Source organism: Streptomyces sp. NPDC005803 (assembly GCF_040630435.1).
GTDB lineage: Bacteria > Actinomycetota > Actinomycetes > Streptomycetales > Streptomycetaceae > Streptomyces.
Genome location: NZ_JBEXXO010000015.1, coordinates 72,463 through 88,583, shown reverse-complemented (window position 1 = coordinate 88,583; position 16,121 = coordinate 72,463). Strand labels below are relative to the sequence as shown.

11 protein-coding genes are annotated in these 16,121 nt (G+C 71.9%); 9 read left to right on the top strand and 2 right to left on the bottom strand.

What is annotated here, in order from left to right:
* The first annotated feature begins 143 nt into the window (after positions 1-143).
* From ABZ454_RS21920 to gatB, 5 genes are all read left to right on the top strand, one after another.
* Positions 144-2,198, top strand: coding sequence for a bifunctional diguanylate cyclase/phosphodiesterase (locus ABZ454_RS21920; RefSeq protein ID WP_359540173.1), 2,055 nt, complete (start codon positions 144-146; stop codon positions 2,196-2,198).
* A gap of 219 nt (positions 2,199-2,417) precedes the next feature.
* A complete protein-coding gene (gatC, locus tag ABZ454_RS21915) occupies positions 2,418-2,714 on the top strand; it encodes an Asp-tRNA(Asn)/Glu-tRNA(Gln) amidotransferase subunit GatC (protein WP_003966094.1) in 297 nt (98 codons plus the stop codon).
* A gap of 5 nt (positions 2,715-2,719) precedes the next feature.
* Positions 2,720-4,222: an Asp-tRNA(Asn)/Glu-tRNA(Gln) amidotransferase subunit GatA gene (gene gatA / locus ABZ454_RS21910; RefSeq protein ID WP_359540059.1), complete on the top strand. Its 1,503-nt coding sequence runs from the start codon at positions 2,720-2,722 to the stop codon at positions 4,220-4,222.
* Positions 4,219-4,461 (top strand): hypothetical protein, encoded by a 243-nt coding sequence (locus ABZ454_RS21905; RefSeq protein ID WP_356316640.1) that lies wholly within the window; start codon positions 4,219-4,221, stop codon positions 4,459-4,461. The genes gatA and ABZ454_RS21905 overlap by 4 nt, the downstream gene beginning before the upstream one ends.
* A gap of 16 nt (positions 4,462-4,477) precedes the next feature.
* Positions 4,478-5,986, top strand: a complete 1,509-nt coding sequence (gene gatB, locus ABZ454_RS21900; RefSeq protein ID WP_356316642.1) for an Asp-tRNA(Asn)/Glu-tRNA(Gln) amidotransferase subunit GatB — start codon at positions 4,478-4,480, stop codon at positions 5,984-5,986.
* A gap of 80 nt (positions 5,987-6,066) precedes the next feature.
* Here gatB and ABZ454_RS21895 read toward each other — a convergent pair whose 3' ends face one another.
* Entirely contained in the window at positions 6,067-8,067 is a 2,001-nt protein-coding gene (locus ABZ454_RS21895) for a protein kinase (RefSeq protein ID WP_359540057.1), read from the bottom strand.
* 306 nt (positions 8,068-8,373) lie between these two features.
* Here ABZ454_RS21895 and ABZ454_RS21890 point away from each other — a divergent pair, with 306 nt between their 5' ends.
* Positions 8,374-10,593, top strand: coding sequence for an MMPL family transporter (locus ABZ454_RS21890; protein WP_359540056.1), 2,220 nt, complete (start codon positions 8,374-8,376; stop codon positions 10,591-10,593).
* Positions 10,594-10,633: 40 nt separating this feature from the next.
* Here the strand turns inward: ABZ454_RS21890 and ABZ454_RS21885 are convergent, their stop codons facing one another.
* On the bottom strand, positions 10,634-13,075 hold the full coding sequence (locus ABZ454_RS21885) for a helix-turn-helix domain-containing protein (RefSeq protein WP_359540054.1): 2,442 nt from the start codon (positions 13,073-13,075) through the stop codon (positions 10,634-10,636).
* A gap of 249 nt (positions 13,076-13,324) precedes the next feature.
* On the opposite strand from ABZ454_RS21885, the gene ABZ454_RS21880 reads away from it, so the two are divergent.
* The 3 genes from ABZ454_RS21880 to ABZ454_RS21870 all read left to right on the top strand — a co-directional run bounded on the left by ABZ454_RS21880 (position 13,325) and on the right by ABZ454_RS21870 (position 16,096).
* Positions 13,325-13,552, top strand: coding sequence for a hypothetical protein (locus tag ABZ454_RS21880; protein WP_359540053.1), 228 nt, complete (start codon positions 13,325-13,327; stop codon positions 13,550-13,552).
* A gap of 84 nt (positions 13,553-13,636) precedes the next feature.
* Complete coding sequence (locus tag ABZ454_RS21875; protein ID WP_359540052.1) at positions 13,637-14,896, top strand: serine hydrolase domain-containing protein; 1,260 nt, start codon at positions 13,637-13,639, stop codon at positions 14,894-14,896.
* A 108-nt stretch (positions 14,897-15,004) separates the two neighbouring features.
* Positions 15,005-16,096 (top strand): alpha/beta hydrolase-fold protein, encoded by a 1,092-nt coding sequence (locus tag ABZ454_RS21870; RefSeq protein ID WP_359540050.1) that lies wholly within the window; start codon positions 15,005-15,007, stop codon positions 16,094-16,096.
* Positions 16,097-16,121 lie beyond the last annotated feature (25 nt).

Below are 16,121 nucleotides of genomic sequence, written 5' to 3'. Positions count from 1 at the left end.
GCTGTGAGAGGGACGGAATGAAACCGACCGAGAACGCCGCACCGGTGTCGCGGCTGCAAGGTTTCGCCGGCCTCACCCCCAAAGTGGGCGCCGTCGTCGTGGCCCTCGCCACGGTGCAGCTGGCGACCGGTTTCTACCGGAGCATGAGCAGTGGACACGCACTCTTCCCGGACGGGACGGCCGGCTGGTCGCTCGCCGTCCTCACCGGGATCGTCGTCGGTCATCTGGTCGCGCTCGGACGCGACCGCTGGTGGGGCGGCACCGGCTCCGGAGCCGCCCTCACGCTCGCCGTGCTGCTCCTCTACGGCTGGGTCCCCGCGGGCCTGGTCAGCCTGGTCGTGGTCGTGCTCGTCGGCGTGGCCCGCCGCCACCGCTGGTGGCAGGGGCTGCTGCACGGGGCGGTGGACATCCTGGGCGTCGGTGCGGCGGCGCTGGTCCTGGCGGCGTTCGGCGAGGTGCAGACCGTCGAATCGCCGTGGCAGCCACTCGACTGGGGCATCGACGCCGTCCCGGAAGTCCTGCTCGCGGCCTCCACGTACCTGCTCGTCACCCGGGTCCTGCTCTGGTACGCCCGGTCCCCGCAGGCCGGCGGACTGCCGACGGTCGCCCGGACCGCGCTGCTGCGCCAAGGCCTCGTCGCCGTCGCCCTCCTCGGCATCGCCCCGCTGATCTGCGTCGTCGCGATGGCGATGCCCGTCCTGCTGCCCCTCTTCGCGGTCCCGCTGATCGCGCTGGACTCCACGCTCTGGATCGCCCGCGCCAGGGCGGAGGAACAGCTGCGGGACCCGCTGACCGGGCTGCCGAACCGGCAGTGGCTGCTGGAGCGGACCTGGACGGCGCTGGAGGAGGCCGAGAGCCTCGGCAGCCGGGTCGGCCTCGTCCTGATCGACCTCGACCGCTTCCGGGCGGTCAACGACACCCTCGGCCATCTCGCCGGGGACCGGCTGCTGCTGCAGATAGCGGACCGGCTCCGGCTCGCCCTGCCGCGGGGCGCGGAGGCGGCCAGACTCGGCGGCGACGAGTTCGCCGTGCTGCTGCCGACCGCGGACTCCACCACCAGCGTGCAGCGGGTCGCCCGCCACCTGGTGGCCGACCTCTCCTCGTCGCTGAACCTCGACGGACTCACCCTGGTGCTGGAGGCCAGCGCCGGCGTCGCCGTCTACCCCGACCACGCGCTGGACGCGGAGGGGCTGCTCAGGCGTGCGGACGTGGCGATGTACCAGGCCAAGCGCGACCGGACGGGCGTGGAGGTGTACGAGTCGAAGCGGGACAGCAACACCCCGGACCGGCTCGGGCTCCTCGGCGATCTGCGGCGCGCGCTGGACGCCGGCGAAGTGGAACTGCACTACCAGCCGAAGGTCCGCTTCGACGGTCAGGTGGCCGGCCTGGAGGCGCTGGTCCGCTGGGTGCATCCGGAGCGGGGGAGGGTCCCCCCGGACGAGTTCATCGCCATAGCCGAGTCGTCAGGCCTGATGCCGCACCTCACGGAGTACGTCCTGGAGACGGCGCTGGCCCAGGTCGCCCGGTGGCGGGCGCAGGGGCTCTTCGTCCCGGTCGCGGTCAACGTGTCCCCGCGCGATGTGCACACCCCGGGGTTCGCGGGCGGCGTCGCCGCCCGGCTGGCCCGGCACGGCGTCCCGGCCGGCGCCCTGCAGCTGGAGATCACGGAACACGTCCTGCTGGAGGACCCGCAGCGGGCGGCGGACACGCTGGCCGGTCTGACCGGGCACGGCGTGAAGATGTCCCTGGACGACTTCGGCACGGGGTACTCCTCGCTGGTCCACCTGCGCCGGCTGCCGGTCAGCGAGCTCAAGATCGACCGGTCGTTCGTGGCGCGGCTCGCCATCGACCACGAGGACGCGGAGATCGTCCGCTGCACCATCGACCTGGCGCACTCGCTCGGTCTGCTGGTGGTCGCCGAGGGCGTCGAGGACGACGAGACCTGGGAGCGGCTGCGGGACCTGCGCTGCGACGCGGTGCAGGGGTGGCTGGTGGCGGCCGCGATGCCGCCCCAGGAGACGACGGCATGGCTGCGGGCGCGCGGCGAGCACGGATGGCGGCGACCCGCGGAGCTGGCGGCCGCTGCCGCGGCGGCCGCCGCCGCGGGCGCGGTCGCGGGTGCGGTCGCCGCGACGACGCCCGAGCTGGAGCAGCGCCCGTCCGGGCGAGCGGTCAAGTCACGGCCCGCGACGACGTAGGGCGCGGGGTGCGGTGAGGTCACCGCAGCCGCCCGGTGGCCGCTTTGTCCCCGATCGCCGGACGGGCTCGATCTCCCCCGGCGGCCGCTTCGCCGGGTGGTGTGCCACGGGTGGCCCTGCCCGGTGCGGGCGACACCATAGGATTGGGGGCCGGCGGCACATCTCCACCTGCCGCCGGTCCCCGGCCAGAACCACACACCAACCCCTGAGGATCGCTGCATGCCTGGCATCACGCGCGAGGAGGTCGCCCACCTCGCCCGGCTGGCGCGTCTGGAGCTGAAGGGCGAAGAGCTCGATCACTTCGCCGGTCAGCTCGACGACATCATCGGCGCGGTCGCCCGCGTCTCCGAGGTCGCCGACCAAGACGTACCGCCGACCTCCCACCCGCTGCCGCTGACCAACGTCATGCGGGCGGACGAGGTCCGTCCGTCGCTCACCCCCGCGCAGGCGCTCTCCGGCGCCCCGGCCCAGGAGCAGCAGCGTTTCAAGGTGCCGCAGATCCTGGGGGAGGACTAAAAGTCATGACGGACATCAGCACCATCATCAAGCTCACCGCCGCCGAGATCGCCGAGAAGATCGCTTCCGGTGAGCTCACGGCCGTCGAGGTCACCGAGGCCCACCTGGCCCGGATCGACGCCGTCGACGAGAAGGTCCACGCCTTCCTGCACATTGACCGCGAGGGCGCGCTCACGCAGGCCCGCGCCGTCGACGCCAAGAAGGCGGCCGGCGAGAAGCTCGGCCCGCTGGCCGGCGTCCCGCTCGCGCTGAAGGACATCTTCACCACCGAGGACATGCCGACCACCGTCGGTTCGAAGATGCTCGAAGGCTGGGTCCCGCCGTACGACGCGACCGTCACCAAGCGGCTGAGGGCCGCCGACGTCGTCATCCTCGGCAAGACCAACATGGACGAGTTCGCCATGGGGTCCTCCACCGAGAACAGCGCCTACGGCCCCACCGGCAACCCGTGGGACCTCACCCGCATCCCGGGCGGCTCCGGCGGCGGCTCGTCCGCGGCCCTCGCGTCGTTCGAGGCCCCGCTCGCCATCGGCACGGACACCGGCGGCTCCATCCGCCAGCCCGCCGCCGTCACCGGCACGGTCGGCGTCAAGCCCACCTACGGCGGCGTCTCCCGCTACGGCATGGTGGCCTTCTCGTCCTCCCTCGACCAGGGCGGCCCCTGCGCCCGTACGGTCCTGGACGCGGCCCTGCTGCACGAGGCCATCGCCGGGCACGACCCGCTCGACTCGACCTCCATCGACGCCCCGGTCCCGCCGGTCGTCGAGGCCGCACGCAACGGCTCCGTACAGGGCATGCGCGTCGGCGTCGTGAAGCAGTTCTCCGGCGAGGGCTACCAGGCCGGTGTCGTCCAGCGGTTCAACGAGTCGGTCGAGCTGCTGAAGTCGCTCGGCGCCACCGTCGTCGAGCTGGACTGCCCGTCCTTCGACCTCGGCCTCTCCGCGTACTACCTCATCGCGCCGTCCGAGTGCTCCTCGAACCTCGCCCGCTTCGACGCCATGCGCTACGGCCTGCGGGTCGGCGACGACGGCACGAAGTCCGCCGAGGAGGTCACCGCGCTCACCCGCGAGGCCGGCTTCGGCGACGAGGTCAAGCGCCGCATCATCCTGGGTACGTACGCGCTGAGCTCCGGCTACTACGACGCGTACTACGGCTCGGCGCAGAAGGTCCGCACCCTCATCACGCGGGACTTCGAGAAGGCCTTCGAGCAGGTGGACGTCATCGTCTCGCCGACGACGCCCACGACCGCCTTCCCGATCGGCGAGCGCGCCGACGACCCGATGGCGATGTACCTCGCGGACCTGTGCACCATTCCGACCAACCTGGCCGGCAACGCCGCCATGTCGCTGCCCTGCGGCCTGGCGCCGGAGGACGGCCTGCCGGTCGGACTGCAGATCATCGCTCCCGCCATGAAGGACGACCGGCTGTACAAGGTCGGAGCCGCCGTCGAGGCCGCGTTCGTGGAAAGGTGGGGGCACCCGCTGCTTGAGGAGGCTCCGTCACTATGAGCGCAATGGCTAAGAAGGCCAAGAACTTCAAGAAGTCCAAGTCCGGCGTGTACATGTCCCTGGGCACCACCGCTTTCGGCGCGCTCAGCGTCGCCAAGCAGGCGCGGATGGCCCGCCAGGACAACGACACGCTGCGGCTGATCGACGCCGCCGTATCCGCCGCCGCGATCGTGACCGGACTTGCGATCCTCTACCGCGAGCTCAAGCGTCTCGGCGACGACGACGTCCTGTTGGGCTGAGAGGGAACTTTTCACCGTGACTGTCATTGACCTGGAGTCGTACGAGGACGCCCTCGCGACGTACGACCCCGTCATGGGCCTCGAAGTCCATGTCGAGCTCGGCACCAAGACCAAGATGTTCTGCGGCTGCTCCACCGAGCTCAAGCAGGACGCCAACTCGCAGACCTGCCCGGTCTGCCTCGGGCTGCCCGGCGCGCTGCCGGTCGTGAACGAGATCGGCGTCGAGTCCGCCATCAAGATCGGTCTCGCGCTCAACTGCGAGATCGCCGAGTGGTGCCGCTTCGCCCGGAAGAACTACTTCTATCCGGACATGCCGAAGAACTTCCAGACCTCCCAGTACGACGAGCCGATCGCCTTCGACGGCTATCTGGACGTCCAGCTGGAGGACGGGGAGATCTTCCGGGTGCAGATCGAGCGCGCCCACATGGAGGAGGACACCGGCAAGTCGACGCACGTCGGCGGCGCGACCGGCCGGATCCACGGGGCGTCCCACTCCCTGCTCGACTACAACCGCGCGGGCATCCCGCTCATCGAGATCGTCACCAAGCCGATCGAGGGAGCGGGCGCACGCGCCCCCGAGGTCGCCAAGGCGTACGTCGCCGAGCTCCGCGAGCTCATCAAGGCGCTCGGCGTCTCGGAGGCCCGCATGGAGATGGGCCAGATGCGCTGCGACGTGAACCTGTCGCTGCGTCCCCACGGCACCGAGAAGTTCGGTACCCGCTCCGAGACGAAGAACGTGAACTCGCTGCGTTCCGTCGAGCGGGCCGCCCGCTTCGAGATCCAGCGCCACGCCGCGGTGCTGAACTCCGGCGGCACGATCGTGCAGGAGACCCGGCACTTCCACGAGGAGGACGGCTCCACCACGGCCGGCCGCATCAAGGACAACGCCGAGGACTACCGCTACTTCCCCGAGCCCGACCTGGTGCCGGTCGCCCCGGCCCGGGAGTGGGTCGAGGAGCTCCGCAAGGGGCTTCCCGAGCTGCCGCGGCTGCGCCGCGCCCGGCTCAAGGAGGAGTGGGGCGTCTCCGAGCACGACATGCAGTCCATTCTCAACGCGGGCGCGGTCGACCTGATCGTCGCCACGACCGAGGCGGGCGCCCCGTCGGACCAGGCCCGCAAGTGGTGGATGGGCGAGCTCGCCCGTAACGCCAACGAGACCGGCCGCGGCCTCGACGAGCTGCCCGTCACCCCGGTGCAGGTCGCCCGGGTGGCCGAGCTCGTCGCGTCCGGCGATCTCAACGACAAGCTGGCCCGGCAGGTCCTGGAGGGCGTCCTCGCGGGCGAGGGCGACCCGGACACCGTCGTCGAGAAGCGCGGCCTGAAGGTCGTCTCGGACGAGGGCGCGCTGTCCACGGCCGTGGACGAGGCCATCGCGGGCAACGCGGCCATCGCGGACAAGATCCGCGGGGGCAAGGTCGCGGCCGCCGGCGCGCTCGTCGGCGCCGTCATGAAGGCCACCCGTGGCCAGGCGGACGCGGCCCGCGTGCGCGAGCTGATCCTGGAGAAGCTCGGCGTCGAGGGCTGAGCCCTTTCCGTACGTGAGTGAAGGGGCGGCGCACCCGGTGGGAACCGGGTGTGCCGCCCCTTCGCGCGGGGTCCGACGCCTCACCTCTTGAGCGTCGGGGCCCCCAGGATCAGATCGCCCATGTTGCAGCTGTCGGCGGGGTCGGCATAGGAGATGCTCAGCCGGAGCACGCCGGTCACCGGCACGGAGATGGTCTTCGGCTTGCCGAGCAGCACCTCCCCGGTGAAGCCCGGCTCGCCGTCGATCTCGATGGTGACCCGGGCGGCCTTGTCCGACGAGTTGTCGTCCACACCCGCGATCATGGTCAGGGTCTTCCACTCGCGGCTCAGGTTGTACTCGGCGGAGCCGCTGCACCCTTCGTCGCCGCCGTCGGGCACCAGAGCCGTGTCGTAGTACTTGCTGTTCAGCGTGCCGTTCCCGACAGCGAGATCGGCGTACTGGCCGGAGGCGACGGGGTCCAGGGTCGTGAGCGACTTGGTGTCGGCCGTGGCCGCCTCCGGGGGAGTGCCGGACTCCTTCGACGCGTCCGGGGAGGAGCTCGGCTCCGTCTGCGGACCGTCGGCCTGCTCGGCCGGTGTCGGGGCCGTCGTCGTGACGGTCACGGTCGGCGCGGCCTGCGCCCCCTTGCCGTCCCCCCTCTCCGCGTCCCCGTCACGCAGCGCCTGGACACCGATCGTGGCCAGTGCGGCCACCAGCGCGAGAGAGAGCAGGGGGACGAGGACCGGACGGCGCTTCTTCCCGGCGGGCGCCGCCTTCGACGCGCTGTCCGGCTTCGTGCCGAACGGCGAGTCCTCGCGCAGGACGTGCGCGGGAGCGGGGGCGGCCGCTACGGGCCCGGAAGGACCCTCGTGCGGCGGGCCGGGATTCACCGTGGCCGGCAGCGGCACCCCGGGGTCGGAGGAGGCGGTGATCGGCGGCGGGAAGGCCGGCTGCGAGGCCGGCCCGCCGGGAGGCGGAACGGAGCTTCCGGGCGGCGGAACGGAGCCTCCCGGCGCCCCGGCGTTCCCGGGCGCCGGCACGGGCCCTCCCGGCGGCACGGGCATGCCTGGCGGGGGGACGGGGCTGCCCGGCGGCAGCAGCGGCGGGGGCGGCACGATCGCGGGCCCGGCCGTCGGCGGCGCATCCCGCACGGACGCCCCGGCGGCCCCCGCCCCCGCCACGGCCCCGCGCGAGGACGACCCGGTGACCGTGGTCGACACCACCGCCGAGCGCACGTCCTTCACCCATGCGGACAGGCTCTCCGGCCGCCCGTCCGGTTCCGCCGCGCAGACGGACAGGATGCGCTCGCAGCGGTCCGGACTCGCGGCCGCCACCTGGGGGAGGGCGCGCAGCGCGGCGCGCAGCTGCTCGGGGGTGCTGGGCGGGGCCTGGCCGCTGAGCAGGAAGTAGGCGATCGCGCCGAACGCGTAGCGGTCGGTGTTCGGTGTCCGCTTGCCCTCGAAGACCTCGGGGGCGGCGTATCCGGGAGTGAACCAGACCTCCGCCGTCTGATGGTCCGCGGTCAGCTTGCTCAGCCCGAAGTCGACGAGCGTGGCCTGGCCGTGCTCGTCGACCATGACGTTGCCGGGGGACAGGTCGCCGTGGACGACGGTGCGCCCGGACGGCGTCGCCCGGCCCGAGTGCAGCCAGTCCAGCACGTCCGCGAGCTGTTCGAGCGTCCGCAGCACCTCCCGGCGCTCCGCGTGGCTGGCGAGCGTCCGCTCGGCGCGCCAGTCCCGCAGATCGAGACCGTCCACATGGTTCATGACCAGGACGAGGGCCCGCCCGGCCGCGGTCGAGGCGTCCCCGGCACCGTGGATCGGCGGCCCCTCGAAGTGCTCGCGGACGCCGACGACACCGGGACGGTTCACGAACCGCAGCAGCTCCGCCTGCTCCCGCCACTTCGCGCTGAGGCGCTGGAACTGCTCGATGGTGATCGTGGTCTTCGAGTCCAGGACCTTCACGACCACGGTCTCGGGCGCCCCGTCGAGCTCGATCTCCGCCCGGTAGAGGACGGCTTCGCCGCCCCGGCCGATGGAATTGAGCAGGCGGTATCTGTCCGGCGTCGCATCCGGCCCGATGTGGTGCGCTGCGCTGTTCAACTAATCCCCCCAGGGACGGTAATTGACGGTTCATAAGATAGCCGGGTCAGTGCTTTCCCGGTCAACGGAGACGGCGGCCGGCTTCCCGCGCGGGGCCGCGCCAGGCAGGGAGCGCCGCGCGGGCGTCCCGCCGTACGACGGTGATCATGTCGCCCATATGTGGACCTGACCGTTGTGAGTAAGGCCACGAAAGGGACAAACGATCTCAGGTGGCTGTCAGAGTGACGGTTCTCCAGGTCATGCGTTCTCCCGCGGAGGTTCTGCCGAACCTCCGTGGAGACCACGAACCCGCAGGGAGCACGTCCCTTGGCTGCCATCGCCCGCTGGTGCGTCACGCACCGCCTGCTCGCCGTCCTCATCTGGCTGCTCGCTCTCGGCGGCACGGCGGCCGCGGCGGGTTTCGCGGGTTCCGCCTACTCCAACGACTACGAGGCCCCCGGTACCGAGTCCGGGCAGGCGGCCGAGCTGCTGGAGAGCGGCTTCACGGAGCTCGGCGGTGACACCGACACCCTCGTCTGGCACACCGACGACTCCACCGTGCGGGCCGCCGACGTCACCCGGACGATGACCGACACCCTGCACGCCGTCGAGCGCCTGCCCGGCGTGGGAGCCGTCAGCGGGCCCTACACGGACGCCGGATCCGGGCAGATCAGCGCGGACGGGCGCACCGCCTACGCCACCGTCACCTTCGACCGGCAGGCCGCCGACGTGCCGGTCGCGCAGGTCCGGTCCGTCGTCGACACCGCGAAGGCCGCCGCGGGGGAACACCTCCAGGTCGAGCTGGGCGGCCCGGCCATCGCCCTCACCGAGGCACCGGCCGCCCATCTCAGCGAGGCGGTCGGGGTGGGCGTCGCCGCGGTCGTGCTGTTCCTCGCCTTCGGCTCGCTCGCCGCCAGCCTGCTGCCCCTCGCCACCGCCCTCGTCTCGGTCGGCACGGCGTACGCGGGCATCACGCTGCTCGGCCACGTGATGACCGTCGCCGACTTCGCGCCCATGCTGGGCATGCTGGTGGGCCTCGGGGTCGGGATCGACTACGCGCTCTTCGTCGTCACCCGGCACCGCAGAGGGCTGCGGCGGGGCATGACCGTGCCCGAGGCCGCGCAGCACGCGGTCGCGACGACCGGGCGGGCCGTCGTCTTCGCCGGGGCCACCGTCTGCATCGCGCTCCTCGGCATGCTGGTCCTGCGGCTGAGCTTCCTCAACGGCGTCGCGCTCGCCGCCTCGCTCACGGTCGTCCTGACCGTCGCGGCCTCCGTGACCCTGCTGCCCGCCCTGCTGTCCCTCATCGGCACGCGGGCGCTGAGCCGGCGCGAACGCGGACGGCTTGCGGCGCACGGCCCGCAGCCGGAGCTGACCACGGGCTTCGCCGCCCGCTGGTCCGCGTTCGTGGAGCGCCGTCCGAAACTGCTCGGCGCGCTCGCCGTCGTCGTGATGCTGGTCCTCGCGCTTCCCACCTTCTCGCTCCACCTGGGCAGCTCCGACCAGGGCAACCACGCGCGGTCCTCGACCACCCGGCAGGCGTACGACCTGCTGGCCCACGGCTTCGGCCCCGGCGTCAACGGCCCGCTGACCGTCGCCGCGCACCTGGACGGGGCCGACGACCGGGTCGCGATGGACGCCCTGCCCGCGACGCTGCGTGCCACCGACGGGGTCGCGTGGGCCCAGCCGGTGACGTACAACTCCAGCGGCGACACCGCGTACGTCACCGTCGTCCCCGACTCGGCGCCCCAGTCCCGGCGGACCAGCGAGCTCGTCGACCGGCTGAGGACGGACGTACTGCCGAAGGCGTCCGAGAACACCTCGCTGCAGGCCCATGTGGGCGGGGTGACGGCCAGCTACGACGACTTCGCCCAGGTCGTCATCGGCAAGCTCCCGCTGTTCATCGGCGCCGTGGTGGGCCTCGGCTGCCTGCTCCTGCTGATGGCCTTCCGGTCGGTCGGCATCCCGCTGAAGGCCGCGGCGATGAACGTGGCGGCGGTGGCCTCCTCGTTCGGCGTCGTCGTGGCGGTCTTCCAGTGGGGCTGGGGGAGCGAACTGCTGGGGCTGGGCAGCGCGGGGCCCATCGAGCCCTTCCTGCCGGTCATCATGGTGTCCGTGCTCTTCGGCCTGTCGATGGACTACCAGGTGTTCCTGGTCGGCCGGATGTACGAGGCGTGGCTGGAGACCGGCGACAACCGGCGGGCGGTCAGGGTCGGCCTCACCGAGACGAGCCGGGTGATCAACTCGGCCGCCGTGATCATGATCTCGGTCTTCCTCGCCTTCGTGCTCAGCGGTGACCGCGTCATCGCCATGTTCGGCATCGCCCTCGCCGCGGCCGTGGCCCTGGACGCCTTCGTCCTGCGCACCCTGCTCGTCCCCGCCCTGATGCACCTGCTGGGCGGCGCGAACTGGTGGCTGCCCGGGTGGCTGGACCGGCGGCTGCCGCGCATCAGCATCGAACCGCCGGAGTGCCGGGCCGCGCCCACGAGGACCCCGCCGGCGTACGCGGGCGACGAGGCCGGGGCGGCCGCGCACCGCGTGCACTGAGCGGTGCGGAGCCGGTCCGGCGGATCACGACCGGACGGGCCTATGCGCCGGAGCCGAACCGAGCCGGTGCGTAGGTCCCCTGGTGCTCGCGGTAGGAGCGGGCGAGGTGGTGCTGGAGCCTGATGTGGCGGAACTGGTACACCGCGCCGGTCTGGCGCAGCACGCCCCGGCGGTAGGCGTCGTCCAGGAAGGCGACGGTGTCCCAGGGCAGCTTCCCGGTCAGGGGCAGCCAGACCCGCGACAGGACGAGCCACCGCCCCCAGGCGGTGAACGCCAGCGCGTACGAGCACGTGCCGCCGAGCCCGCCGGTGACACCGATGGCGAGCCCGTCCGCCACGCTCCAGGTCAGCGGTCCGAGGATCCCGTCGAGCAGCTCGGTGATCAGGTGCCCGCCGACGGCGATCGCGAGCGTGAGCATCGGCACCAGGACGAGCACCTGCCGGGCCACCGTCGCGCGGTTCGAGGCCAGCAGCCCGGCCGGGGTGGCTGTGGAGGCGACGTCCAACGGGGCTTCGAGCACCGCCGTGACGCCGAAGACGAGTCCGGCGCCGGCGCCGAAGATCAGGCCCAGGACCAGCATGTTGATCAGCGTGGCCTTGATCACCATGTCGCTCAGGAGCGGCATCCCGTAGTACAGCCGGCGTTGGAGGGCGAGGGCGGCGGCGCATCCGACGCCCATCACGAACCCGCCCGGCAGTACGGCGGCGAACCGGGCGGCGAACGTGCGCACCGGTCTGCGGCCGGCGCCGGTGCCCGCGCCGGGCAGCCGCAGCCGCACATGGGCGGGTTCGAAGGCCGCCGCGCCGAACCGGAGCAGGATCGCGTGGACGCATCCGAAGGCAAGACCGGCGGCCAGTCCCATCGAACCGCCCACCAGCAGGGCCTCGCCGACCGGGAACGGCAGGTTGATCAGGTTCACGAACCACTCGGCGAACGCGACGCAGAGCGCCGAGGACACCACCACGGACAGCAGCCGCGTGGACCTCCGCAGCGAGTCACCGACGCGCCACCACGCGAGGTCCTGCTGGTCGCCGTCGAGCTGGGCCAGATGGTGGGCGAGATAGCTGAGCCAGCGCTCGGCGCGCTGCGGATCCCGGTGCCGCTCCCGGTGGCCGGGGGCGCCCCGCTCGGCGGCCCGGCGCCGGTAGACCGTCGGCACGAAACCCGCCAGCAGATGTTCCTCCAGGGAGTTCTCGTCAGGGAAGCGCTCGGTGTCCAGCAGCTCCGCCGGATCGCTGTCGGGGGCCTCGCTGTACATCGTCCGCGCCAGGGCGATCATGAGCGGGGTGCGCAACACCCTGGCCAGCGGGGTGGCCGCCCCGCTCTCCGGGGCGCTCAGCCGGTCCAGTACGGGGGTCCAGACCGCCGCGTCACCGCTGTCGCCACGCGGGACCGGCCGGGCCGTCCTGGGCAGGTAGCCGGCGAGGTCGTCGACGGTGAGATCGGTGAGTTCGAGACCGGCGGCCCAGACCAGCGGGGTGCCCGTCTCCTGGACGGCTTCCGCGAACTCACCGCGCCGGCTGGTCAGGACGAGCGGGAGGGAGGTGGCGTTGAGGGTCTCCAGCGCGGTGCTCCGCAGGCCTTCCGCGATCTCGTCGAACCCGTCGAGGACCGGCAGCACGAGGTCGGCGTCGACCAGGGCGGCGGCGAGCGTCGACCCCTCGGGGGTCCTGCGGGTGAGATGGGGGTGGTCGCGGACCAGCAGGTCGATCAGCCAGTCCCGCAGGGCGACGGTCGTGGGGTCCCAGGAGCCGAGGCTGAAGATCACCGGAACGCGGTCGTGCGCGGTCCGGGTCTCCAGGTAGTCCAGGACGAACCTGATCGTCAGGATCGACTTGCCGGAGCCGGCCCGGCCGAGCACCACGAGCCGCCCGGACAGCACGCGTCCGTAGACCTCGGTCACGCTGCCCAGATCGCCGCTCAGGTCCATGTCCCGCGATGTCGCGCCGGGCGGCAGACGCTGGATGTTCTCCGAATGGTCGGTCAGGGACGCGGGAGCGTCCCGCCAGCGCACGGGGAGCGGAAACGGGTCGTGGACCCGGCGGTGTTCCTCTTCGCGCTGCCAGCGACGCCTGATCTCCCTCGCCAGTTCGGTGACGGCGAGAGCGAGTTCACTGCGCATCGGGTGCGGGACGGTGAGTTCCGCCGCGCGGGAAGGCTGCGCGGGAATGGACGCGGGACCGCGTGAGGGAACACCTGCGGAATTCGGGACCGCCGGACCGCCGGCCGGTGCGGGAGCCCCGGAAATCGCTGCCGTCGCCGGTTTCGTGAGCGTGGCCGCCAGCCGCTGACGGTCCTCGGGACCGGCCTCCAGGGCGTCCGCCAGCAGGTTCACCGTACCCAGCCGGTGATCGCTGGCCCCGCCGGTCTCCAGCCTGCGGATGGTGCGCACACTCACCCCGGAACGCGCCTCCAGCTGTTCCTGCGTCAGCCCCGCCCGCTTCCGTAACCGACGCAACAACATGCCGAGCTGGTCCGTCACTTCGACATCCCTCCACCGCCGCGCGTGTGCGCCGATGAGCCTAGCGTGACGGCCGGTCATATATGGCCGGTCGGTTGTCCTGTCCCCTGAGCTGCGCCGACAGCACGATCGGTGGAGCCGGTGCGCCGACACGGGGCGGCGCACCGGGCGGACATCCGAGAAGCAGTCGGCGCGGAGCCGGACCGGCCCTGGCGCCGGACCCGATCGCCTCTCCTGGACTTCTCCTGCCACGACCTACGAGGAGTTGACATGGCCTTTCGATTCTGGTGCGGCGAGTGCGGTTTCAAGACGCCGTGGATGGGCGAGTCCCAGGGGGCGCAGCGTCAGTTGGACCATTACGTCAAGCAGCATCCCGGAATTCCCGCCGGCGGTCATGTGGAGACCGACCGCAGGAGCCCCGAAGGGGGATTCGGATTTCTTCACATGGCGGGAATCGGCCTGCTGTTGCTGATCGTCGTCGTTCTGTTCCGGCGCTGACGCGCGACAGGAACGCGACCGCGCGACCGGATGACCGCACCACTGGAACGCCCACCCACCGAAAGGGACGGAAAGACAATGAGCATGCTCGATGTATTCGGCACAGGCATCGCGAGGGACGCAGGCATCGCGAGGGACACGGAGAAGGCGGACGCAGGAGGTGCGGCCCGGCGGCCCTTACGCCCGCACAAGCGAGGGCGGCGGCCGCTGCTGACCGCCGGCCTGACCTGCCTCCTGCTGACCGCCGCAGCCGTCCAGGCGAACGCCGCCGCCCGTCCGTCGGAGAGCACCGCCACGCCGGCCCCGGCGGACATCCTCCAGGCCGGCGCCCAGCAGGGCGTCGCCGACGGATACCCCGGTGTGATCGGCATGGTCCGGCAGGGCGACACCGCCCAGTACGTGCACGCGGGGGTGGGCGACCGGGCAACCAGGGTGCCGGCGGACCCGAAGGCGACGTTCCGGATCGGCAGCAACACCAAGGCGTTCATCTCCACCGTGCTGCTCCAGCTGGAGGGCGAGCAGCGGCTCTCGCTGGACGACACCGTCGCCCGGTGGCTGCCGGGCGCCGTCGCCGCCAACGGCTACGACGGCTCCGAGATCACGATCCGTCAGCTGCTCAACCACACCTCGGGCCTGCCCGACTACCTGAGTGCCCTGCAGATCAACGGACCGTACTTCCTCAACACCAACCCCAGGGAGGTCCTGCCGCCCCAGACCCTGGTCGATGTCGGCCTCGGACTGCACGCGCCGACGTCCGCACCGGGGGAGAAGTTCGGCTACTCCAACACCAACTACGTGCTCGCCGGCATGGTGATCAAGGCCGTCACCGGGGCCGAGCCGGCCGCCGAGGTCCGGCGGCGCATCATCGAGCCGCTCGGTCTGCGCGACACCACCTTCCCCACCGCCGACCCCGCGCTGTACGGCAACTACCTCCACGGCTATGTGATCCGGGCGATCCTCATCAGCGACGCCACGGTTTCCAACGTGCAGGTCACGGGCAGTGCCGGTGCCATGGTGTCGACGATGGACGACCTGGCCACGTTCTCCCGGGCGCTGCTGACCGGAAAGCTCCTTGCACCCGCGCAGCTGGCCGAGCTCAAGACCACCGTCCCCGTGAACGCCGACGTGAGCTACGGGCTCGGCCTCGAGCACATGAGGCTGGACTGCGGAAAGTGGGCCTGGGGACACAACGGCGCCGTGCTCGGCTACTTCAGTGAGTGGCTGACCAGTGAGGACGGCTCCGAGCAGGTGCTGCACGCCAACAACGAGTTCCATCTGCTCGGAGGAACGCAGGGACAGGCCCACACGGGCAAGGCCATGACGGACGCGTTCTGCGCGCTCTGAGGCCCCGCGACCGGGGGGGCTCTCCCGGCGGCCGGGCCGATACAGGGCCCGGCCGCCGGACGGCCCCCGCACCCCCGTGAGAGCCATCCGCTCTCGGAAGGACACCCGATGAGAACACTGCTGAGCACGTGGCGCGGGCGGGTCAGGACGGCATGCGTCGCCGCCGCACTGACCACGGCCGCGACCCTCGCGACACCCCCGGCCCACGCCGAGGGCGTCGCGCCCCCGGTGCTGTCCGACGGCTTCGGCCTGACCAAGGTCGCCGACGGCACCGAGGTGCGCTCGGGCACCGACTTCACGGTCACCGTGACCACCGGGCGGGTCTCCGGCCCGCACAGGATCCGCGTCTTCCTCCCGAGCGGGTACCAGGCCTTCCCGGACAAGCGCTGGCCCGTGGCGTACTTCCTGCACGGCGCGGGCGGAACCGTGGACGACGCCGGAGCCGCCCCGGCGCTGCACTCGGACGCGATGATCACCGTCGTGCCCGACGCCGGCCTGAAGGGCTGGTACGCCGACTGGCTCATGGGGAACACCTCCGTGGGCGCCGCCGACTGGGAGACCTTCCACCTCGACCAGGTCGTCCCGTTCATCGACGCCAATCTGCGCACCCTCGCGGACAGGAGCCACCGGGCCGTCGTCGGACTGTCGATGGGCGGCTTCGGCGCGCTGCACTACGGTGAGGCCCGGCCCGACCTCTTCGGCCACGTCGCCTCCCTGTCCGGAGGCATCGACTTCGGCATGGCGGAGGTCCGGGCAGCGGTCCTGGCCACGGAACTCAACGCCACGGGCGCCTGGTGCGCGGTGAGCACGTCCAGCCCGTCCGGCACCGGCCGGTGCACGGGGTACGGCCCCGCCGTCGACAGCGACGCGATCTTCGGATCCCCGTACCCGGTCCTGGACGCGGACCGGATCTGGAAGGCGGTCGACCCCGCCGCCCCGGCCAACCTGGCCGAACTGGAGGGAGCCGAGGTCACGCTCTACACCGGCAGCCAGGGCCTGATCGATCACTTCACCGAGATCGCGGCGAAGAACGTCAGAGCCCGCCTGGACCGGCTCGGTCTCCCCAGCCGCCTCGTCGACTACGGCGACGGATCGGCGCTGGCACCCACCTGTGACGGCGGCCACAACTACGGCTGCTGGGCTCCCGCCCTCGCCGACTACATGAACCGGCTCCGAACCTCTCCCGCCATGACGAGCTGAGCCGCCACCCCACGGGGCGGTACGA

Bases quoted from the DNA above. Each gene is read 5' to 3' on its own strand.
- ABZ454_RS21905 (WP_356316640.1), top strand. From the start codon at position 4,219: ATGAGCGCAATGGCTAAGAAGGCCAAGAACTTCAAGAAGTCCAAGTCC.
- gatA (WP_359540059.1), top strand. From the start codon at position 2,720: ATGACGGACATCAGCACCATCATCAAGCTCACCGCCGCCGAGATCGCC.
- ABZ454_RS21870 (WP_359540050.1), top strand. From the start codon at position 15,005: ATGAGAACACTGCTGAGCACGTGGCGCGGGCGGGTCAGGACGGCATGC.
- gatC (WP_003966094.1), top strand. From the start codon at position 2,418: ATGCCTGGCATCACGCGCGAGGAGGTCGCCCACCTCGCCCGGCTGGCG.
- ABZ454_RS21875 (WP_359540052.1), top strand. From the start codon at position 13,637: ATGCTCGATGTATTCGGCACAGGCATCGCGAGGGACGCAGGCATCGCG.
- ABZ454_RS21880 (WP_359540053.1), top strand. From the start codon at position 13,325: ATGGCCTTTCGATTCTGGTGCGGCGAGTGCGGTTTCAAGACGCCGTGG.
- ABZ454_RS21920 (WP_359540173.1), top strand. From the start codon at position 144: ATGAGCAGTGGACACGCACTCTTCCCGGACGGGACGGCCGGCTGGTCG.